The organism is Corynebacterium parakroppenstedtii (assembly GCF_019754935.1).
Lineage (GTDB): Bacteria > Actinomycetota > Actinomycetes > Mycobacteriales > Mycobacteriaceae > Corynebacterium > Corynebacterium parakroppenstedtii.
Genome location: NZ_JAGSOA010000001.1, coordinates 1073420 through 1092825, shown reverse-complemented (window position 1 = coordinate 1092825; position 19406 = coordinate 1073420). Strand labels below are relative to the sequence as shown.

The 19406-nt window shown below is 60.0% G+C and carries 26 protein-coding genes; 15 read left to right on the top strand and 11 right to left on the bottom strand.

Annotated features, from left to right (window positions below):
- The first annotated feature begins 235 nt into the window (after nucleotides 1-235).
- From tuf to KCQ76_RS04625, 3 genes are all read left to right on the top strand, one after another.
- On the top strand, nucleotides 236-1426 hold the full coding sequence (gene tuf / locus KCQ76_RS04635) for an elongation factor Tu (protein ID WP_012732455.1): 1191 nt from the start codon (nucleotides 236-238) through the stop codon (nucleotides 1424-1426).
- Between the two features lie 250 nt (nucleotides 1427-1676).
- Nucleotides 1677-1841, top strand: a complete 165-nt coding sequence (locus tag KCQ76_RS04630; protein ID WP_156441656.1) for a hypothetical protein — start codon at nucleotides 1677-1679, stop codon at nucleotides 1839-1841.
- Nucleotides 1842-2250: 409 nt separating this feature from the next.
- Nucleotides 2251-3372 (top strand): hypothetical protein, encoded by a 1122-nt coding sequence (locus tag KCQ76_RS04625; RefSeq protein ID WP_052722126.1) that lies wholly within the window; start codon nucleotides 2251-2253, stop codon nucleotides 3370-3372.
- A 42-nt stretch (nucleotides 3373-3414) separates the two neighbouring features.
- On the opposite strand, the gene KCQ76_RS04620 is transcribed toward KCQ76_RS04625, so the two are convergent.
- The 8 genes from KCQ76_RS04620 to KCQ76_RS04585 all read right to left on the bottom strand — a co-directional run bounded on the left by KCQ76_RS04620 (nucleotide 3415) and on the right by KCQ76_RS04585 (nucleotide 9696).
- Nucleotides 3415-4227 (bottom strand): class I SAM-dependent methyltransferase, encoded by an 813-nt coding sequence (locus KCQ76_RS04620; protein WP_046202861.1) that lies wholly within the window; start codon nucleotides 4225-4227, stop codon nucleotides 3415-3417.
- Between the two features lie 365 nt (nucleotides 4228-4592).
- A complete protein-coding gene (locus KCQ76_RS04615) occupies nucleotides 4593-5147 on the bottom strand; it encodes an Asp23/Gls24 family envelope stress response protein (protein WP_012732452.1) in 555 nt (184 codons plus the stop codon).
- On the bottom strand, nucleotides 5144-5998 hold the full coding sequence (locus KCQ76_RS04610; protein WP_052722127.1) for a DUF6286 domain-containing protein: 855 nt from the start codon (nucleotides 5996-5998) through the stop codon (nucleotides 5144-5146). Before KCQ76_RS04610 ends, KCQ76_RS04615 begins: the two co-directional genes overlap by 4 nt.
- Complete coding sequence (locus KCQ76_RS04605; protein WP_046202863.1) at nucleotides 5998-7317, bottom strand: Asp23/Gls24 family envelope stress response protein; 1320 nt, start codon at nucleotides 7315-7317, stop codon at nucleotides 5998-6000. The genes KCQ76_RS04610 and KCQ76_RS04605 overlap by 1 nt, the downstream gene beginning before the upstream one ends.
- Nucleotides 7318-7319: 2 nt before the next feature.
- Nucleotides 7320-7508 (bottom strand): DUF2273 domain-containing protein, encoded by a 189-nt coding sequence (locus KCQ76_RS04600; protein ID WP_012732449.1) that lies wholly within the window; start codon nucleotides 7506-7508, stop codon nucleotides 7320-7322.
- A gap of 95 nt (nucleotides 7509-7603) precedes the next feature.
- Entirely contained in the window at nucleotides 7604-8068 is a 465-nt protein-coding gene (locus KCQ76_RS04595; protein ID WP_046202864.1) for a hypothetical protein, read from the bottom strand.
- Between the two features lie 121 nt (nucleotides 8069-8189).
- On the bottom strand, nucleotides 8190-8621 hold the full coding sequence (locus tag KCQ76_RS04590; protein WP_041629601.1) for an Asp23/Gls24 family envelope stress response protein: 432 nt from the start codon (nucleotides 8619-8621) through the stop codon (nucleotides 8190-8192).
- 910 nt (nucleotides 8622-9531) lie between these two features.
- Nucleotides 9532-9696 (bottom strand): hypothetical protein, encoded by a 165-nt coding sequence (locus KCQ76_RS04585; protein ID WP_156441657.1) that lies wholly within the window; start codon nucleotides 9694-9696, stop codon nucleotides 9532-9534.
- Between the two features lie 526 nt (nucleotides 9697-10222).
- On the opposite strand from KCQ76_RS04585, the gene rpsJ reads away from it, so the two are divergent.
- From rpsJ to KCQ76_RS04525, 12 genes are all read left to right on the top strand, one after another.
- A complete protein-coding gene (gene rpsJ, locus KCQ76_RS04580) occupies nucleotides 10223-10528 on the top strand; it encodes a 30S ribosomal protein S10 (RefSeq protein ID WP_046202865.1) in 306 nt (101 codons plus the stop codon).
- 26 nt (nucleotides 10529-10554) lie between these two features.
- Nucleotides 10555-11211: a 50S ribosomal protein L3 gene (rplC, locus tag KCQ76_RS04575; protein ID WP_046202866.1), complete on the top strand. Its 657-nt coding sequence runs from the start codon at nucleotides 10555-10557 to the stop codon at nucleotides 11209-11211.
- Nucleotides 11208-11867, top strand: coding sequence for a 50S ribosomal protein L4 (gene rplD, locus KCQ76_RS04570; protein WP_046202867.1), 660 nt, complete (start codon nucleotides 11208-11210; stop codon nucleotides 11865-11867). Before rplC ends, rplD begins: the two co-directional genes overlap by 4 nt.
- A complete protein-coding gene (rplW, locus tag KCQ76_RS04565; protein ID WP_012732442.1) occupies nucleotides 11864-12169 on the top strand; it encodes a 50S ribosomal protein L23 in 306 nt (101 codons plus the stop codon). The genes rplD and rplW overlap by 4 nt, the downstream gene beginning before the upstream one ends.
- A gap of 22 nt (nucleotides 12170-12191) precedes the next feature.
- Nucleotides 12192-13034, top strand: coding sequence for a 50S ribosomal protein L2 (gene rplB, locus KCQ76_RS04560; RefSeq protein WP_012732441.1), 843 nt, complete (start codon nucleotides 12192-12194; stop codon nucleotides 13032-13034).
- A gap of 16 nt (nucleotides 13035-13050) precedes the next feature.
- Nucleotides 13051-13329 carry a 30S ribosomal protein S19 gene (gene rpsS / locus KCQ76_RS04555; protein ID WP_012732440.1) on the top strand — a complete coding sequence of 93 codons (279 nt, stop codon included), beginning with the start codon at nucleotides 13051-13053 and terminating at the stop codon, nucleotides 13327-13329.
- A 3-nt stretch (nucleotides 13330-13332) separates the two neighbouring features.
- Entirely contained in the window at nucleotides 13333-13695 is a 363-nt protein-coding gene (rplV, locus tag KCQ76_RS04550; RefSeq protein WP_012732439.1) for a 50S ribosomal protein L22, read from the top strand.
- Nucleotides 13695-14444 (top strand): 30S ribosomal protein S3, encoded by a 750-nt coding sequence (gene rpsC / locus KCQ76_RS04545; RefSeq protein WP_012732438.1) that lies wholly within the window; start codon nucleotides 13695-13697, stop codon nucleotides 14442-14444. Before rplV ends, rpsC begins: the two co-directional genes overlap by 1 nt.
- Before the next feature lie 2 nt (nucleotides 14445-14446).
- The gene (gene rplP / locus KCQ76_RS04540; protein WP_012732437.1) at nucleotides 14447-14863 is read left to right on the top strand and encodes a 50S ribosomal protein L16; all 417 of its coding nucleotides are present in this window, start codon (nucleotides 14447-14449) and stop codon (nucleotides 14861-14863) included.
- Nucleotides 14863-15093, top strand: coding sequence for a 50S ribosomal protein L29 (rpmC, locus tag KCQ76_RS04535; RefSeq protein ID WP_012732436.1), 231 nt, complete (start codon nucleotides 14863-14865; stop codon nucleotides 15091-15093). The genes rplP and rpmC overlap by 1 nt, the downstream gene beginning before the upstream one ends.
- Entirely contained in the window at nucleotides 15093-15374 is a 282-nt protein-coding gene (gene rpsQ / locus KCQ76_RS04530; RefSeq protein WP_012732435.1) for a 30S ribosomal protein S17, read from the top strand. The genes rpmC and rpsQ overlap by 1 nt, the downstream gene beginning before the upstream one ends.
- A 231-nt stretch (nucleotides 15375-15605) precedes the next feature.
- Nucleotides 15606-16409, top strand: coding sequence for a sugar phosphate isomerase/epimerase family protein (locus KCQ76_RS04525; protein WP_046202923.1), 804 nt, complete (start codon nucleotides 15606-15608; stop codon nucleotides 16407-16409).
- 105 nt (nucleotides 16410-16514) lie between these two features.
- Here the strand turns inward: KCQ76_RS04525 and KCQ76_RS04520 are convergent, their stop codons facing one another.
- The 3 genes from KCQ76_RS04520 to KCQ76_RS04510 are packed head-to-tail and all read right to left on the bottom strand — an operon-like array spanning nucleotide 16515 to nucleotide 19235.
- Entirely contained in the window at nucleotides 16515-17387 is an 873-nt protein-coding gene (locus tag KCQ76_RS04520; RefSeq protein ID WP_082089738.1) for an ABC transporter permease, read from the bottom strand.
- Nucleotides 17380-18168: an ABC transporter permease gene (locus KCQ76_RS04515; RefSeq protein ID WP_231725456.1), complete on the bottom strand. Its 789-nt coding sequence runs from the start codon at nucleotides 18166-18168 to the stop codon at nucleotides 17380-17382. Before KCQ76_RS04515 ends, KCQ76_RS04520 begins: the two co-directional genes overlap by 8 nt.
- Nucleotides 18165-19235, bottom strand: coding sequence for an export ABC transporter ATP-binding protein (locus tag KCQ76_RS04510; RefSeq protein ID WP_052722128.1), 1071 nt, complete (start codon nucleotides 19233-19235; stop codon nucleotides 18165-18167). Before KCQ76_RS04510 ends, KCQ76_RS04515 begins: the two co-directional genes overlap by 4 nt.
- Nucleotides 19236-19406: the final 171 nt, after the last annotated feature.

Below are 19406 nucleotides of genomic sequence, written 5' to 3'. Positions count from 1 at the left end.
ATAGAATCAAGGTCGGAGGCAGCTTGAAATACGTTGCCTTACCCCTTTATTATGCTGTAACTGGCAATATTTAAATCACCTTCGTAGAGTCACTTTCTATTGACCCTGACCAGTGTTGACACCAATTTATGATCGATGATGACCAGGGTTAACAAGGTGAAAGTGTTTCTGCGAAAGGTAACACCACCCGTGGCTGCGAACGTCGTAGCCACCGAGAAGTCCAGGAGGACAAACAGTGGCGAAGGCTAAGTTCGATCGGAGCAAGCCGCACGTAAACATCGGTACCATCGGTCACGTTGACCACGGTAAGACCACCACTACCGCTGCTATCACCAAGGTTCTGTCGGAGAAGTACCCCGAAGAGAACCAGGCTTTCGCTTTCGACGCCATCGATAAGGCGCCGGAGGAGAAAGAGCGCGGTATTACCATTAACATCGCTCACGTCGAGTACTCCACCCCGAAGCGTCACTACGCTCACGTGGATGCTCCGGGCCACGCCGACTACATCAAGAACATGATCACCGGTGCTGCCCAGATGGACGGCGCAATCCTCGTCGTCGCTGCTACCGACGGCCCGATGCCTCAGACCCGCGAGCACGTTCTTCTTGCTCGCCAGGTGGGCGTTCCTTACATCCTCGTCGCTCTGAACAAGTGCGACATGGTTGATGATGAGGACCTCATCGAGCTCGTCGAAATGGAAGTTCGTGAACTCCTCGCTGAGCAGGACTTCGACGAAGATGCACCTATCGTTCACATCTCCGCTCTGAAGGCTCTTGAGGGCGACGAAAAGTGGGAGCAGTCCATCCTCGACCTCATGGACGCCTGCGACGAGTCCATCCCGGATCCGGTTCGTGAAACCGACAAGCCCTTCCTCATGCCGATTGAGGACATCTTCACCATTACCGGTCGCGGCACCGTCGTCACCGGTCGTGTGGAGCGCGGCAAGCTGAACATCAACGATGACGTTGAGATTCTGGGCATCAAGGAGAAGAGCCAGAACACCACCGTCACCGGTATCGAGATGTTCCGCAAACAGCTCGACTACGCAGAGGCTGGCGACAACTGTGGTCTGCTTCTCCGTGGTACCAAGCGTGAGGACGTTGAGCGTGGCCAGATCGTGGCTAAGCCCGGCGCATACACCCCTCACACCGAGTTCGAGGGTTCCGTCTACGTCCTGTCCAAGGACGAGGGTGGCCGTCACACCCCGTTCTTCGACAACTACCGCCCGCAGTTCTACTTCCGCACCACCGACGTTACCGGTGTTGTGAAGCTCCCTGAGGGCACCGAGATGGTTATGCCTGGCGACAACGTCGACATGTCCGTCACCTTGATCCAGCCGGTCGCCATGGACGAAGGCCTCCGCTTCGCTATCCGCGAAGGTGGCCGCACCGTTGGCGCTGGCCGTGTGACCAAGATCAACAAGTAATAACCTCTGACAAGCGTCCCCGGCTAGTAGCCGGGTGCTAAGAGGTCACCCCGTTGCTCCGCGCAGCGGGGTTTTCTTTATGCGCCGACCCGCCACCCGTCATCCGCCCAGCGTCTGTCTCGGCTTTCGCATGGGCTTGGAACAATCAGAAGGTGCTTAAGGATTGTGCCAGCGATGGAACCAGCGTAAAAATAAAGGAAATCAATGGGATATATACTTCATGCTCCGCACAATCGAAAGTCTTTAAACCATGAAACGTCTGGGCATAGCCATAGTTCTTCTCTTCGTCGCGATCTCCGTTATCCTCTTGCGCAAGAGTGGCACTATTAGCGATCTTGCCTCAGACGTGACCATGGTTGCTCTCATAGTCTTAGCTACTGGGATTGGTATTAAAGGAAGCTTTAAGAAAGACTAAGCCATTCGTGCCCTCGAGTCACCGTTTCAACCTCCGTGGAGCGGTGGTTTTATTTTGATACGTTTGCTGGGGGAAAAGTAGCAAAAGGCAGTGCGGACAGAACCCTGGAGCCCAAAAGTGTGGGGGAATATGCGCCCTTAAATAAAAGTGCAAAGGAATATGGTCAATTTTCGGCCATTTTTCGACCATATTCCCCCGTAGTTTTCACAAGAGACCCCGATATTCCCCCGCAGTTTTCCGGCATGCGGACACATTTTTGTCGTATAACCCTAAATCGCGGGGCCTAACCGGCGAGTAGCCACTCCACCCCATTCGCGTGTGCTCTGAAACAGATGAGAAACAGTTCTACAAGGCGCTGGGGATATATAGAGTAGACCTAGACAGTTCCCTCATTTCCCTAAGGATTCCCATGACCATCGTTTCCCAATATCTGCACACTGGCCGGCACCGTGCCCCCACATCCTCACGCCGCCGGATTCGCGTTCTCTCAGGCGCTGTCATTGCAGCTGCAGCATTGTTCGCACCGACGGTTGCGTCGCCAAGTAATGCCTCAGCAGCGCCGATGCCCAACGTCGACCAGAATGGAAATATCGCTGCACCGGGGCGGACCCAGATTTCGTTCCAGAGCACGTTGACCGGTCACCACGTGGGAACTGCGAACGAGCACGAGTCGCGCCCAGGTTTGTCGCTGGTGAAGATGTATATCGCCGATTACGTTTTCGAGCACGGCACGCCGGAGGACCAGGCCAAAGCCACTCAGATGCTCCGGTTCTCGGACGACAATATAGCGAGCGAGCTCTACGCCAAGTACCCGAATAGCATCAACGACCGCGCGGCGAAGTACCACCTGGCGGATACCCACGGTGCTCCTCATTGGGGGAACAGCACGACGTCCACGGCGGATTCGGTCACTTATTTGGAAGCGAAGAAGCGCGAGAACCCGTTTGGTCCTGTCCTCTCTGCCTTAGCGACGGCATCTCCCGTGGCTGCCGACGGCTACAAGCAGGACTACGGTACCGCCACGCTTCCCGGTGTGTTGGGGACCAAGTGGGGCTGGTCCGATGATCGCAGCTCCGTGAACGCGTCGGCGTCGTTTGGCCCGTTCTTCTCCGTATCCGCCAGCACTAACGGCCCGTCGCAGCAGTTGACCGACGATGTGCAGGGTGCGTTCACCAACCAGCCGTGGAACCCCTTAGCGCTGGACGGTGTGGGCATCCCCGCGTCCGGAGCCCCCGCCCCTGCAGCCAACGAATCTGCACCCGTCGCGTTGACCTCCTATCCCGCCCGCGCGGTCGCGCAATCCGCGTTCGAGACGTATAGGAACGCCGCTTTTAAGGACTTCCAGGATCGCTATGCTCCGAACACCTTTGGCCCTATAGGCAATTCTTCGCCCTTCTGGCCGACGGTTAATGCCGTGCGCGACGAGGCCCTAGCAAACATCGGCCAGCCGATCGTCAACGCTGTACCGGAGAGTGTTCCGGTCCCGAGCGCGGTCGTGCCGTTCCTCCCTCCGGCCCCGGCCGCCCAGTAAACCCGAGTAAAGCCGGGCAGACCCGGCACCCTGCTAATCACCCTACTTCTTGTTGGCGACGATGGCGATAGCGGTCAATTCGCTCTCGTATTTCTGGAACGTCTGCCGCATCCCCATCACGCGCTTGCGCACTTTCGGCTTCGTCGCAATGTTAAACGCGATCTTGAGGGTGCGCAGGATGCCCTCGTCGCTAATGATCCGCTTGGGCTCCAGCAACGCCATGGGGGCGAAGTGCGTCGTCTCAACCTCGAAGCCGTGCGAGGTCAGGAGATCCTGCCACTCATGCTCGGTGAGGGGACGGGCATTGACCTTAATTGACCGGGCCAGTGCCTTCCGCACTTCGGTTTTCGTGTCATCGGAGAGGTCATTGGGCTGCAGGCCGAGCTCGTGGATGGCGTACCGCCCGCCGGGCCGCAGAATCCGGTGAACCTCCTCAATGATGGCCGCTTTGCCCTTATCACCCTGCATGGTCAGCATCGCTTCGCCGACGGCCACATCGACGGACTCGTCGTCCAAGGTGGTGTTGTTCGCCCGCCCCTGGAGAACCCGAATAGCGTTGGCCGGCATGTGTCCCGACGCCGCCTGGTGAGCAGCCGCCGCAGCCAGGTGAGCCGCATCCGGGTCTTCGTCGACCCCTGTGTAGGAGGATGGCTCTTTCGCCACGATCTTTTCCGCAGTTTTCCCGAGCCCAGGGGCCAGCTCCACGACATCATGGTTGTGAATGGGCAGCGCGCTGAGCATCTTTTCGGTCAACTCGCGCCCGCCGGGGCGAAGGACCTTCTTACCCACTTGCGCCAAGAGCCAGTGCCCAGACTGGTTTTCGACGGGACGATCACTCATAGGAAGCCGTGGCATTTCTTCTCCTTGTGCTGGCCGTGTTTTGTTCGTCTGTATACGCTCAGGTCACGCTTCAGGCCACGCTAAGGAAGGCGACCTTGACTTTATTGTTCCACGGTGGTGAGGAAAACCCGTGGTAGCGGGGAGAGAAATAACTCACATATTAAATGCGCATTTACTGCCGACGCCGGTCTCCCGCTGATTTCGCCGACGTTGACGCCGTTGGTCACAGCCGACGCTCGCCCTAGCGTGGTCGTCGTCGATCCACAAGCGCACATGAAAAAACCGGCTGACCACCTACCAAGTAAGTGGTTCAGCCGGCGTTACGTCGAAAACCTGTGTGCCGGGGGCCGAAAAAAGCCCGACAAGCACTTCAGGCAACGCTAGCTCGCTTTATCCAGGTGGATGAGGAATCGCGTATCCACATCTTCCTGGGGGAGCGCAGAAACGATATCCGACGCTGCTTGGCGGCACTCGCCCCGCACATGATCCAGATCGGCATGCGGGTCGCACCGCAACGTCATCGTCAGCACCTTCTGGCCACGGTCCACCTCAGAGCGGTATTTGCAGTCCGCAATACCGTCGTACCGGGTGAGATCCTGCGACACAGCGGACGCAATATCGTCCAGCCGAACGGTGACTCGTCCGTTGTCGGCAGATTCTTTTGCTTCGACTTTGGTGACGCGGCGGCGATCGATAATCAACCACCAGAACCAGAGGCCAAGAAGAATCAGGATGGCCGACGCCACACCGAGGACCGTCGGGTACCAGGACTTATCGGTCAACGTGCCCCAGAAGCTGGTGTCTGCGTACTCACCGAGCTTTTCGGCTGGTGTGAGGTGCAAGGCTAGGCCGATGCCCCATAGACCGCCTGCGATGAGGATGGCGGCGACCAGGATCATAATGATCCGGAGGAATATTGACTTTCCGTGGCTCATTGATCACTCCTTGGTCGGGCAAGTCGAACCTTGAGATCCGGCTGTGAAGACACCGCTTGAACGACGGGGCGACATGCCTTGTGCACGCGGTCGGACAGACCGGGGTCGTCCGGGTCGCCGGTGACAGTGACGGTGACGCGCTTCGCAGTTGCCACGGTGGTGGCATTGAGCACGCCACGCTGGTCTTTCGCACGAGCGCTGCAAGCGCGGGCAATGTCCACCGGGCGCATCCACAAGGAGGCTTCGTTGTCGATCAAGATGTGTGTCTTGGTCCGCGGACGAAGGCTAGCAATGAGAATGATGAGGCCCAGGATCAGCGCGATAACCGCGATGATCAGGAACATCTGAACCCAGTGAGCATGGCTGAGCCAATCGATGATCGGCTGTAGCCACGACGGTCCACTGATCGTGTCGGTTTCCAGAAGGAGTTCGCGGATACCGACGGCACCACCGGCGAGGAAGACCAGCCCAAGGATGAACATCCAGCCACGCGCCCTCGGCGACTTCCGAGGTTCCTTCGCTGGGCGGAAGCTCAGCTTCTTCCAGCTAGGAGTTGCGCTCTGCTTGTGGCTGTCAGGCGTCGTAGCGGTGTTGTTCGCATCAGCGTTCTTCGCGCCAGCCTTGTTAGCGTCAGCTTTAGCGTCCGCCTTCACATCCGCGTTCCTTGCGTCGGCCTTCGTCTCAGCCACCTTGCTGTCAGCCTTCGTTTCGACCTTCCCGGACGTGGCACCCTTCCCGTCCGCGGGCTTCGCCGCTTTTCCGGCAGGGTTGTCGGCCCGAGATTGGCCAATTCCGGCCTGAGCGTTGCCAGGGGTCGGTTCGTGTTCGGGTTTCAGTTGGTGTTTAGCCATTACTTCTGTCCCTTCCTCGAACCATCTTCAGCGTCGCGTCGTAACACAGGAATGCTGCGGTCTGAGCTCGGAATTTTGCCCCCTGGGGTACCGACTGTCGACGGATAAATAGTCCCGGGAGACACAACCGTCTGGATCTTCCGCGCGTCGCGCTCACGACGGCGCCGCGCTCGGGCAGCACGCTCGGCTTCCTTAGCCTTCCGCTTCTTCGTCGCATCGGACTCCGCGAATGGCTGCGGCCAACCTGCCCGAGCATGGGCAACAGCCTGCTTTTCGTCGTCCTCCAAAGCCTGCATGACCTTGTGCTGGTCAACAGGTGTTTCAGGGGCCTTCGGGTGGGTGACCTCGGTCTTATCGACGGTGACCGGGGATGGCTTCAGCGGGTACGCGCGAACCGATTCCACGGGCAAGGACTCCACCACGATGGGGTCGGTGCGTCGAGGCCCGATCTCTCCCACCAAGTGGATGACCGGAATGCGCTTCGCGGTCGGGGTGATGCTCGGCGTGATCGGCGTCGGCGTCAGCGGAGGCTCCACCGGGCGCGAATGCGTAACAATGCGCTCGGTCTTCCGTGGCTTAGCGGAGGTATCCACATGCACAACGGGCGTGCGATCAACCGACGGATAAATAGTGGGCCTAATCGGCTCAGGTGTCACCGGAGACTGAACATCGGTGCTGTTCACCGAGATCGGAGTCAGTTCCTTCCGCGTGTGCACCGGCGGCACCGGCATAACCGGCGTGCGATGCGCAACGACGTCCTTGAACGGTTCGATCCGCGTGTGCTGCGGATGGATGAGCTCGGTAGCAGTCCGATTGACGTGCACGGGCGTGAGGGTGACATCTCCAAACGGCTTCGGATGGAGAAGCGACGTCACTTGCCTGTTCGTCGTGACTTCCCGCGTCTCTAGTGGCGACGCCGTCACGGCCTCAATGCTGGGCTCGTGTTGGCGTGCCGCAATGTCCTCAGAGGTCACGCGCGTCGGCTGGGCGTTATCAACGTCACCCGGAACAACCGCTGCGACGGACACGTCGGCCTTGATAACGGGAATGTCCGTGTACCGCTCGACCCAGGAGTGCAGCGCTTGCCGCGCGGAGGCAGCAACTTCCGTGACCGGCGACGGCCACCGAACGGCGATCTGCGCCACGATGGACATGGCGCGGTTCTCGGAGTCGAGGTCGATCTCCCAGCGGGGGAGTTCGCGCCCCGTGACTTTGTCCAGTCCACTTGCGTGATGGATGCACCCGGGAACGGATGCTAGTGCTTGCTCAACAATCCGGCCCACGGCTTTCTCGGAGATAACTGTGGAGGGTTGAGGCATATTTAGCCCCTGCCTCGTCCGCCACTACGAAGCAGCGAACGCAGGTCTATGAGACCGTCATATTGTGCTCCGGCTAGGCCTCCGATAGCGCAGAATACGAGCACAAGGAGGAAGCCGGAAAATCCCTGGAGCATGATGGCGAGCGCCAGCATGAAGCCGACGACGACACCAATGGGAGTTGCGTATTTCATGATTTCACCTTCCTGGTGAAGATCCTTCCATGAAGGATAGGAGGGTTGGGTGGACTCGCAATCTGCGCCTTCTGTGGAGTGCTACCGGAGCGCCGTTACCGGGGCCGCGTGCTAGTGGAGGCGTACCTCACCGCGCCCGGCATACCTTTCGGCAAGTGAGTCCGTACCGCGCGTGTCGTCCGTCGAGTCACCCGACGAATGCGCTTGACCACGCGTCGAGCGGTGGGTGCGGAGACCGCCACAGCCGCTGCGGCTGCAGCTCCAGCATCAAGATGGCCGTCGGCGTCGGTGTGTCGACGGGCGATATCTTGTGCTCGATCCCAGTTCGCCCCCATCGACGTCGTCGGACGAGGAGTGGGAGCGTACCGATCCGCCCATTCGCGGTCGAGTTCGTCGAGTTTACGGATGAACAACTGTGCATCGCCGCCGCGATCGGGGTGATAGCGACGGATCAGTGTGCGACGTTGCGATATATAGGCGGGATCGTGCGTGTAATCCTTGCCCTCGCGTGAGCCAGCGGACGTGCGGTGGCCTTGTTGTGAGGAGCGGGAAGTGCTCACAGGATCCTTTCCATTGCTATGTCTGCACTGTTATGGCTGCACTATTTTGCCTGCGCGTGTACGGCTGCTGCCGGATAAGGCTACCTATACCGGAGCATCCATAAAAGGTCAGTAGCGATTCCTACTGGACGCGGGGCTGCTCTTGCTCGTCGTCGTCCTCGTCGTCGTCATCGATGTCCAGGTGGACGTCGTGAACGGTGACGTTGACTTCGGTGACCTCGAGGCCGGTCATGGCTTCGACGGAAACGATGATGTTCTTGCGGATGGCCTCTGCGAGCTCGTGGATGGCAACACCGTACTCAGCGACGATGGAGATGTCGACGGCTGCCTGGCGGTCGCCGACCTCTACCGAAATACCCTGCTGGACGTTGACGCGGCCACCCGGGATGCGCTCACGCAGTGCGCCGACCATGCGAGCGGTGCCACCACCGAGGTCGTGAACGCCGGAAACTTCGCGGGCTGCCATGCCGGCGATCTTGGAGACAACTGTGTCTGCAACGACGGTCTGACCGTGCTCGGTCTGGAGGGCGGAGGAGTTGTCGCTCTGAGCCACGGATGAGGACTGTGACTTAGCGAGATCCTTGGAGCCCTTGCTGCCGTTGTTCTGTTTGTTGGACGAGTCGCTCACGAAAATCTCCTTAAAGGATGGTTAGCTTCTAACAAGATGGGATGATCGGCCGAAAAGTACCGACAAAGTACTAAGCCTTAGTTTGCCTATTGAGATCATCTCAACGTTGTTAGTATAAATATGTTTTTAGGCCTTGTCCAGCCAAAATGTAGATTTTCTAGCGAAGTTTGGTCCCGCGGAACGACAAAATAGCTTCGAACCTGCAGTTGTAATCGGAACGTTATTTAATTTCTTTCCCAACTTTTGCAGCACCCATGCTAATCCCGCGCTGATCCCCTTATTGATAATGCCCTCCCTGGGGTAGAGTGGGACTATTGCCGACGTTGGTCTGGGTGGTTTTGGCCGGCGAATATAGCCAGCGTTGAGCCGCGTTCTTATTGCCGACGTTTGACGCCCGCGAGGGGAGCGTGGTGGCGGTGGCGTGAGTAATGCGACAGAAGGCGGTGCGGACAGAATCCTGGGGCGCGAAGCATCGACGCGCGGAATCAGGAGCCGGTACACAGAAAACTGCAGGGAAGCTTCACCTGGAGTCCGAAAAGTGCGGGGGAATATGGTCAATTTTCGGCTATTTTTCGCCCATATTCCCCCACAGTTTTCACCACCGACCCCTATATCCCCCCACAGTTTTCCGGCACGCGGACACACTTTCGCCGTAAAACCCGTTTGTCGTATAACCCGCTGACAGCGGACCGCGTGAAAAGCGTCGCCACACCCGGATTTTTTGACGCTGATTGTCAGCTAACCGCAGAGAGCTCTACCTGTGATTATGTTTTCCCCGCCTGGGAAAAGAGAGTTTGCGCATGGTCCGTAAACGTGTTTTAATACTCGGGTTGCTTTAACACGATGCACCCCGCAACACCGGAGAGTCCATCGTCTGCAGTGAAAACCACGCAATAACCTGTTCATACGCATTATCGACGTATGTCAGCCAGCGTGTGTTACGGCGCAGAGCGAAGGAAACTACCGATGACCGGTAAGGCATCGCTGGTGAAGTGAGCATGATCCACGGTGGTCAAACTCCTCCGTAGTGCGCTCGGATTCGCATGGGTCTCATGACCCGCTACTACGACAACATGTGATGTCGCAGAGAATCTGAGGAAGCGTAACCGGCGGGATTAGACCGCGGTGCTGACTAGATGAGAAGGCGACACGCCCTCCACAGAACCGAGCCGGGAGCATGGCAAATACACAGCGGCAGTAGGAAAAAGACCGCAGCCCATTCGTCGACAATATTGATGAAAAGCGGGTAGCGGAGCCTCTTTCCCTGCATTGATCCGATCCTGATCCTCACGCGGTCACGGCATAAAGACATGTCGGTCAGCGTGAAAAGCGACGGAGCGAGCCACGTGTAGCCGTGCGTTCGCACCGCTCAGTGGGGGGATCGTCATCACATGCACATACTGGCACTGTGCCGGCTTCCAAGCGGGCGTCAGCGCTGACGGACAATGTAAGTAAAGACAAGCAGATCCGGAATGACGCAGTACACGCTGCACCAGGAAGGATTGATGCTAGGAATGAGGACAAGCGTGGCGGGACAAAAAATCCGCATTAGGCTCAAGGCCTACGACCACGAGGCAATTGATGCCTCGGCGCGCAAGATCGTGGAGACGGTCACTCGTACCGGCGCAACTGTAGTTGGCCCGGTACCGCTGCCGACAGAAAAGAACGTTTACTGTGTTATTCGTTCTCCGCACAAATATAAGGACTCGCGTGAGCACTTCGAGATGCGCACGCACAAGCGCCTGATCGACATCATCGACCCCACCCCGAAGACCGTTGACGCACTTATGCGCATCGACCTTCCGGCAAGCGTCGACGTGAACATTCAGTGAGCCTGGACCGTAGCGGAGAAGAATCAATGAGTGAAAATCAGATCAAGGGCATTCTGGGCACCAAGCTCGGCATGACCCAGGTCTTCGACGAAGACAACCGCGTTGTGCCGGTCACCGTCGTCGAAGCAGGGCCGTGCGTCGTGACCCAGATTCGCACCGAAGAAAAGGATGGCTACAGCGCCATCCAGATCGCCTATGGCGATATTGACCCCCGTAAAGTAAACAAGCCACAAAGCGGCCACTTCGCAAAAGCCGGAGTGACACCACGTCGCTACGTCACCGAAATCCGCATGGATGACGTCTCCGACTACGAAGTCGGACAGGACGTCACCGTCGAGCTTTTCGGCGATGTCAAGTTTGTCGACGTCACCGGCACCACCCGCGGCCACGGCTTCGCCGGCGCAATGAAGCGCCACGGCTTCGCCGGCCAGGGCGCTGCCCACGGTAACCAGGCTGCCCACCGCCGCGTCGGCGGCATCGGCGCCTGCGCCACCCCGGGTCGCGTCTTCAAGGGCACCCGCATGGCTGGCCGCATGGGTAATAACCGCGTCACCACACAGAACCTCAAGCTGTTCAAGGTGGATGCTGACTCGAACCTGCTGCTCATCAAGGGCGCAGTTCCCGGCATCCGTGGTGGCCTCGTTACCGTCAAGACCGCAGTGAAGGGCGGTGCACACGCATGAGCAATCTAACGCTAGATGTCCACACCGCTGACGGATCGACCAACGGCACCGTTGAGCTGCCGTCGTCCGTGTTCGACGTCGAGGTCAGCACCCCGCTGCTGCACCAAGTTGTCACCGCACAGTTGGCAGCACGTCGGCAGGGCACCCACGCCACCAAGACCCGCGGTCAGGTCCGCGGTGGTGGCCGCAAGCCTTACCGTCAGAAGGGAACGGGTCGTGCCCGCCAAGGGTCCATCCGTGCGCCCCAGTTCACCGGCGGTGGCACTGTTCACGGTCCGCAGCCGCGTGACTATGACCAGCGCACGCCTAAGAAAATGAAGGCAGCCGCACTGCGCGGCGCTCTGTCCGACCGGGCTCGTCACGACCGCATTCACGTGGTCGAGGACCTCGTCCCAGGGCAGACCCCCTCAACGAAAGCCGCTCGTACTTTCATCGAGCGCCTCACAGACCGCAAGTCGGTACTCGTTGTGCTCGGTCGCGAGGACGTCAACTCCATCAAGAGTGCACGTAACCTCCCGAACGTTCACATCCTGCCGAGCGACCAGCTGAACACCTACGACGTCCTCAACTCGGACGACCTCGTGTTCTCTGTCGAGGCCCTCAACGCCTTCATTGAGCGCGCTACCGGCGCCGAGACGAAGGAGGAGAGCAAGTGAGCGACTTAAATAACCCCCGCGACATCATCATCGCACCGGTTGTCTCCGAGAAGTCCTACGGCCTGATGGAGCAAGGCACTTACACCTTCCTCGTCCGCCCGGACTCCAACAAGACACAAATCAAGATCGCCGTGGAAAAGATCTTCGGCGTGAAGGTTTCCAGCGTCAACACCCTCAACCGTGAGGGCAAGACCAAGCGCACCCGCTTCGGCTACGGTCGTCGCAAGTCAACCAAGCGCGCAATGGTGACGCTGGCAGCCGGTAGTGATCCCATCGACATCTTCGGCGGTTCTGCCTCCTAAGGCGGACAGTTAGGACTAAGTCATGGCTATTCGTAAATACAAGCCGACTACGCCGGGTCGCCGCCAGAGCTCTGTCTCCGGGTTCGATGAGCTCACTCGCTCTACCCCTGAGAAGTCTCTGCTGCGCCCGCTGCACAAGACCGGTGGCCGCAACGTACACGGCCACATCACCACACGCCACAAGGGCGGTGGACACAAACGCCAGTACCGTCTGATCGACTTCCGTCGTAACGACAAAGACGGTGTGCCAGCCAAGGTCGCTCACATCGAGTACGACCCGAACCGCACGGCCAACATCGCGCTGCTGCACTACTTCGATGGCGAGAAGCGCTACATCATCGCGCCTCGCAACCTGAAGCAGGGCACCGTTGTTGAGTCCGGCGCCAACGCTGACATCAAGGTGGGTAACAACCTGCCGCTGCGCAACATCCCGACCGGTACAACCATCCACGCCGTGGAGCTCAAGCCGGGTGGCGGCGCCAAGCTCGCCCGCTCCGCTGGCTCCTCCATTCAGCTGCTGGGTAAGGAAGGCAAGTACGCCATCCTGCGTATGCCGTCCACCGAAATCCGTCGCGTTGACGCGCGCTGCCGCGCCACCGTCGGTGAGGTCGGAAACGCTGACCAGATCAACATCCGCTGGGGCAAAGCCGGCCGTATGCGCTGGAAGGGCGTCCGCCCGACCGTCCGTGGTGTCGTCATGAACCCCGTCGACCACCCGCACGGTGGTGGCGAGGGTAAGTCCTCCGGTGGACGCCACCCCGTTTCCCCGTGGGGCCAGCCAGAGGGACGTACCCGCAAGCCAAACCGCCCGAGCGATGGCCTGATCGTGCGCCGCCGCCGCAGCAACAAGAACAAGAAGCGCTAAAAGGAGGTAGTTGAGAATGCCACGTAGCCTCAAGAAAGGCCCCTTCGTCGACGAACACCTCCTTTCGAAGGTGGACGCACAGAACGACAAGGGCACCAAGCAAGTCATCAAGACATGGTCTCGCCGTTCCACCATCCTTCCCGATTTCATCGGCCACACCTTCGCCGTCCACGACGGACGCAAGCACGTGCCGGTGTTCATCGACGACTCCATGGTGGGTCACAAGCTCGGCGAGTTCGCCCCAACCAAGACCTTCAAGGGTCACGTCAAGGACGATAAGAAGGGACGTCGATAAGCAATGGCTGATACCGTAACGTCAGCACGCGCCACCGCCCGCTACGTCCGCGTCACCCCGATGAAGGCTCGCCGCGTTATCGACACCGTGCGCGGAAAGTCCGTCGAGGAAGCACTTGACATCCTCAAGTACGCTCCTCAGTCGGCCTCCGAACCGGTGTACAAAGTTGTGGCCTCCGCCGCAGCGAACGCGGAAAACAACTTCGGCCTGGACCGGAACAGCCTCGTCATCGCGCAGGCTTGGGCCGACGAAGGACCGACCATGCGGCGTTTCCGCCCACGCGCACAAGGACGCGCATTCCATGTCCGCAAGCGCACCAGCCACATCACCGTGGTCGTCGAAAGCCAGAAGGGAAGTGCTCAGTAGTGGGACAGAAAATTCACCCCTACGGCCTCCGGCTGGGAATCACCTCTGAGTGGCGCTCACGCTGGTACGCCGACAAGCAGTACGCCGATTACCTCGCTGAAGACATCAAGATCCGCGACTTCCTGTCCAAGGGACTCGAGCGCGCCGGCATCGCCGATGTTGTCATCGAGCGCACCCGTGACCGCGTCCGTGTAGACATCCACACCGCGCGCCCCGGCATCGTGATCGGCCGCCGTGGAGCCGAAGCTGACCGCATCCGCGGGAAGCTGGAAAAGCTTACCGGCAAGCAGGTTCAGCTGAACATTCTTGAAGTCAAGAATGTGGACGCCTCCGCACAGTTGGTTGCGCAGTCCATCGCTGAGCAGCTGTCCAACCGTGTCGCGTTCCGTCGCGCCATGCGTAAAGCCATCCAGGGCGCAATGCGCCAGCCGCAGGTCAAGGGCATCAAGGTTGTGTGCTCCGGCCGCCTGGGTGGTGCCGAAATGGGCCGCACCGAGCGCTACCACGAGGGACGCGTTCCGCTGCACACCCTGCGCGCCGAGATCGACTACGGAACCTTCGAAGCCCACACCACCTTCGGACGCATCGGCGTCAAGGTGTGGATCTACAAGGGTGACGTTGTCGGTGGGCGCCGTGAAAGCTTGATCAACGCTCGCGACGATCGTGGCAGCCGCCGTGGCCGCAACGACCGCCCGCGTCGTGGTGGCGGACGCCGTCGCCGCGCCGCAGAGCAGAAGCAGGAGGGCTAAACATGCTTATCCCTAAGCGCGTTAAGTACCGCCGCCAGCACCGGCCCACTCGACGTGGTGTGTCGAAAGGTGGCAACCGCGTGACCTTCGGTGATTACGGTGTTCAGGCCCTCGAGCCCGCCTACATCACCAACCGCCAGATCGAGGCAGCCCGTATCGCTATCAACCGCCACGTCAAGCGTGGTGGCAAGGTATGGATCAACATTTTCCCGGACCGCCCCCTGACCCAGAAGCCACTCGGTGTGCGCATGGGTTCCGGTAAAGGCCCCGTCGAAAAGTGGATTGCCAACGTCAAGCCAGGCCGCATCTTGTTCGAAATGAGCTACCCCAGCGAAGAGGTCGCCCTCGAGGCACTCCGTCGCGCAGGTGCGAAGCTCCCGTGCAAGGTACGCATCGTCAAGAAGGAGGACCAGTTCTAATGGCTACCGGAACACCGGCCCATGAGCTCCGTGAGCTCTCTGCTGAAGAACTCACCACGCGCCTCCACGAGGCGAAGGAAGAACTGTTCAACCTTCGCTTCCAGAACGCAACTGGCCAGCTGACCAACAACCGCCGCCTCGGAACGGTGAAGCGCGACATCGCTCGCATCCACACCGTCATCCGCGAACGCGAACTGGGCCTGTCCAGCGCTCCGGGAGATGAGGCGTAATGAGTGAGGCAACCGTGAACGACAAGAAGAAAAAGGGCATCCAGAAGGTCCGCATCGGCTACGTCGTCTCTGACAAAATGCAGAAGACCATCGTGGTTGAGCTCGAGGACCGCAACCAGCACGCCCTTTACGGCAAGACCATCCGCACCACCTCCAAGGTGAAAGTGCACGACGAAAACGAGACCGCTGGCGTGGGCGACCGCGTCCGCATCGAAGAGTGCCGCCCGCTGTCGGCGAACAAGCACTTCCGTCTCGTCGAAATCCTGGAGAAGGCCAAGTAGTCTTCCCGCAAGGGCATATTGCCCTGGGTATCACCGCGTCTGCGTTATGCAGGCGCGGTTTTTCGTCTTTTGGGCACGGTTGGGTTTCGACGGCGACCCTGTCTGCGGCCCCACTTCGCGGCCTCAATTCCCCGGCGACCCCGCTGCGGTTTCCGGCCTAGCATGGACTCGTAGACAAGCTTTTAGTTCAAACACGCTGTCACATCAACAAGGAGAATTAGTCAACAACTCATGCATTTCAGCATCGCAACCGTTAGCCTTCCCGGAACCCTCGACGCCAAACTTCGCGCCGCCGCCAATGCCGGCTTCGACGGCGTCGAACTCTTCGTCCCGGATATTGAAGAAAGCCCGATGACCTTGAACGACATCACGTCGTTGATGAAGGAATTGGGCCTTTCGTGTGAACTTTATCAGCCGGTCAAGAACCTCCTGAGCGTCAAAGACAAGGAGTTCCAGCACGGGCTCCGACGGTGCGAAACCGCGCTCGCCCACGCTAAGCAGCTCGGCACGAACACGATCCTGGTCTGTTCCAACACGGACTCCGCGTCGGTTGATAGCGACGAGGTCCGCGTGGACCAGCTCCGCCAGATCGGGAAGCTCGCGGCAGACCAGGGCATGCGCGTTGCCTTCGAGGCCCTGGCATGGGGCCGGTTCGTCTCCACGTTCGCCCACGCCTACGACATCGTTCGCCACGTGGATTTGCCCAATGTTGGCGTCTGCCTGGACAGTTTCCACATGCTGGCTCTCTGCGAGGATCCGTCGGTGATCGATTCGGTGGATCCTTCCAAACTGTTCTTTGTTCAGCTTGCCGACGCCCCACGCCTGGACATACCCGTCAAGGAACTGTCACGCCACCATCGCCAGTGGCCAGGGCACGGCGATCTGCCCGTGAAGGAATGCTTGGCTAAGGCTCTCAACGTGGGGTACAGCGGGCCCGTGTCGTTGGAGATCTTCAACGACTCGCTCGACCATGACGATCCGGAAGCGGCGGCTGCCGACGCGTACCAAGCGCTCGTTAGCGTGGCGCGGCGCTAGAGCGCCGAATTGGAGCGTTGCGCCGCCTAGAGCCGCGAACTATAACGCCGCTGCCCGGTTGGGCATGAGCCAAACCCGCCACCGCTGAGTGAGCAATTCCCCCCGTTACGCCGTGTTCCGCGAGTGGCGGGTCGTCGCGAATATGGCGAGTAACCCTGCCACCACCATCACGCCGATGAACCATATTCCGGACATCGTCATCGCGGAGGTAGCGTCGGTAAGCGAGAGATTGTTGGCCAGTGCGCCTCCATTGAGCGCTATTTCGGCCTCGATGACGTGGGTCACCGGGTTGTTTCGCGCGAACCACTGCAGGCCCGAGATGAACGCGGTCGCGGGTACAAACCCCGCAGAGAGAAATAGCGCGACCATGAAGAGGGGTGTGACGATCATGGTGGCGTCGGGGCTGGCCGCTCCGAATCCGAGTGCGAGGACCAGCGTCGCGGTGAATATTGCCCCACCGATCACGGCGACGACGAGCCAGAGGGCCGCCGACCAGGTGTGGATCCGCATTCCGAACACGAACGAGGCCACGAGTGCGGGGATGCTGGCGAGGATGGTGCGCAAGAAACTGAATAACCACTCGCCGGCGATGAGTGGCCGAATCCCACTGGCGCTCGTGGAGACTCGCGCGACGATTCCGGATTGGCGTTCGCGCACGATCTCTGCGCTATTGGCCGGAATGTAGAGCCACTGGGACCCCAGGATAAGCATGAGACACAGGGGCAGCAGGTCGATTTTCTCGAGCCCCTGGACTTTGGCGATGAGGTCGCCGAACAGCGCCCACTGGAATACGATCATGATCATCGGGGTGAAGATAGTGCTCAGCAGGGATGCGCGGGTGCGGACGAAGCGTCGGAAAAGGCGCGTGGTGTGGGCCCAGCTGGCGTGCGCCCGTCGCGGGGACGGCTTCGTGGCCCGCGGGGTAGGCCGTGCGGTAGACGTTGCCGACGAGTAGGGGGCAGCAGGTGTGTTAGACATGGGACTTCCTCGATATTGCTGCGAGAAAACCGTATATTCCCGCGACTAAGAAGACGATGATCCAGCAGAGTGCCTCGATACCGGTGGAGCCGGGGGAGTCACCGTTGATGAGTAGCCGAGCCGTGTCGACCATGGTGGAGAGTGGTAGGTGCTCAATGACCGGGCGCACGCTACTCGGCAGCGCCACTGCCGGCACAAATGCGGTGGATAGCATCACGATGGGAATTGTTAGCCCCTGGAACATCAGCGATGTGCTGACTGGTTGATGCGCCAGAAGGCAGAGACCGTCGGCAATCGCACTGATGGACACCGCGGCACCGACCGTCAGGAGGATAAGAAGTAGCAGGTCGACGGCACCTCCGTGGAATCGCGCGCCGATGAGGACGGTGAGCACGATGACGGGGACGATGGAGATTGCGCCGCGGGTGAGGTCAGCAAGCAACCGGCCGGCGACGAGCGACCAGTTGGGCGCGGGCATGGTGCGGATTCGTGCGTGTATCCCGTCCTCGGCGTCTTGGGCGACGGCTAGCGACGATCCCCCGGCGGTGAAAATGAGCCCTTGGAGGACACCCGCGGGGAGGAGGAATGTGGCGTAGCTGATGCCGAAGCCGTCGGTGGCCCGCGAGAATGCGCCGTAGAAGATGGCGATGAAGATCGCGGGGATCACAAAAATTGAGGGGAGCACCGATTTGTTTCGGATCACGCGTTTGAAGTCGCGGGACCACACCGACGTGATCGCCGCTGAGGCGCTCATCGACGGGCTCGTGTTTCCGCTGTTCATTGCTGGCCGCCTCCCGGGGTATGGGCTTCCGTACGTGCCACATCGCCTGAGTCCGCGACCGCCATGTACACGTCCTCGAGCGTCGGCGGGATCAGCGCGGCGTCGGTGATGTCGTCCTCGGAACCGTCCCAGAGCGATAGCGCGCGCACGAGCGACCGGTGCCCGTCGGGCGCGTCGAGCCGGACAATGGTGTTCTCCTGAGAGGCAGTAAATCCGTGGTCGGCGGCGATGCCGGCGAAGTGTTCGGCCAGCGCGGGATCGCGGAATGTCACGGTCACGGCGGACGATCCGTAGCGCGACTTGAGCTCGGCGGAGGTGCCTTCGTCCAGGACGCGCCCGCCCCCCAGCACGACGATCCGATCGGCTAGGTGGTCGGCTTCGTCGAGGTATTGGGTGGTCAACAGGATCGAGGTGCCGTCGGCTTGCAGGTGGTGGACCATGTCCCACACGTCGTTCCGGCTGGCGGGGTCGAGCCCGGTCGTGGGTTCGTCGAGGAAGAGCAGCGGTGGTTGCACGGTCAGTGACGACGCAATATCTAATCGACGACGCATTCCGCCGGAGTAGTCGGCGACGCGGCTGTCTGCGGCTCGTTCGAGGCCGAACCGGGTGAGCAGTTCGGTGGCCCTGTCTTTGGCTTCGCGCGTGGAAAGCCCGGCGAGCGTTCCGAAGAAGGTGAGGTTTTCGTGCCCGGTGAGCATATTGTCGACGGCGGCATATTGGCCGGTCAGTGAGATAGAGGACCGCACCCCGGCGGGGTCTGAGGTGACGTCGTAGCCGTTGATCGTGGCGCTGCCGCCGCTGATCGGGATGAGGGTGGATAGCGCGTTAATAAGTGTGGTTTTACCTGCGCCATTGGCTCCCAGTACGGCGAGAACCTTCCCGCGCGGAATTGAGAGCGTGATGCCCTTGAGGATCTCTTTCTTGTTTTTGCCGCTGCCGAGGTGGCAGTGGAGGTCCCGCACGTCTAAAGCAAGGTAGTTGCCGCGGGGATGTGCGGAGGAGTCGCCCTGTGGCTGAGTGCCCTCAGGTGCGGCTGTTCTGGGGTGGAGGGAACGCGATCGTGACATAGGTTGGCCTGTCTAGTGAAGTAATACCTGTTAAGCCAATGCTAGTTCACGCGACCCAATAATTAAACCACTTAAGAAATTGAGCAAAAACGGGGGAGAGTGCGCCGTTAGGGGATAGTGACCCGTTGAGGGTGGTTGTGCCAGCCTTTCAGTTCGGCGCGGGCCCCTCAG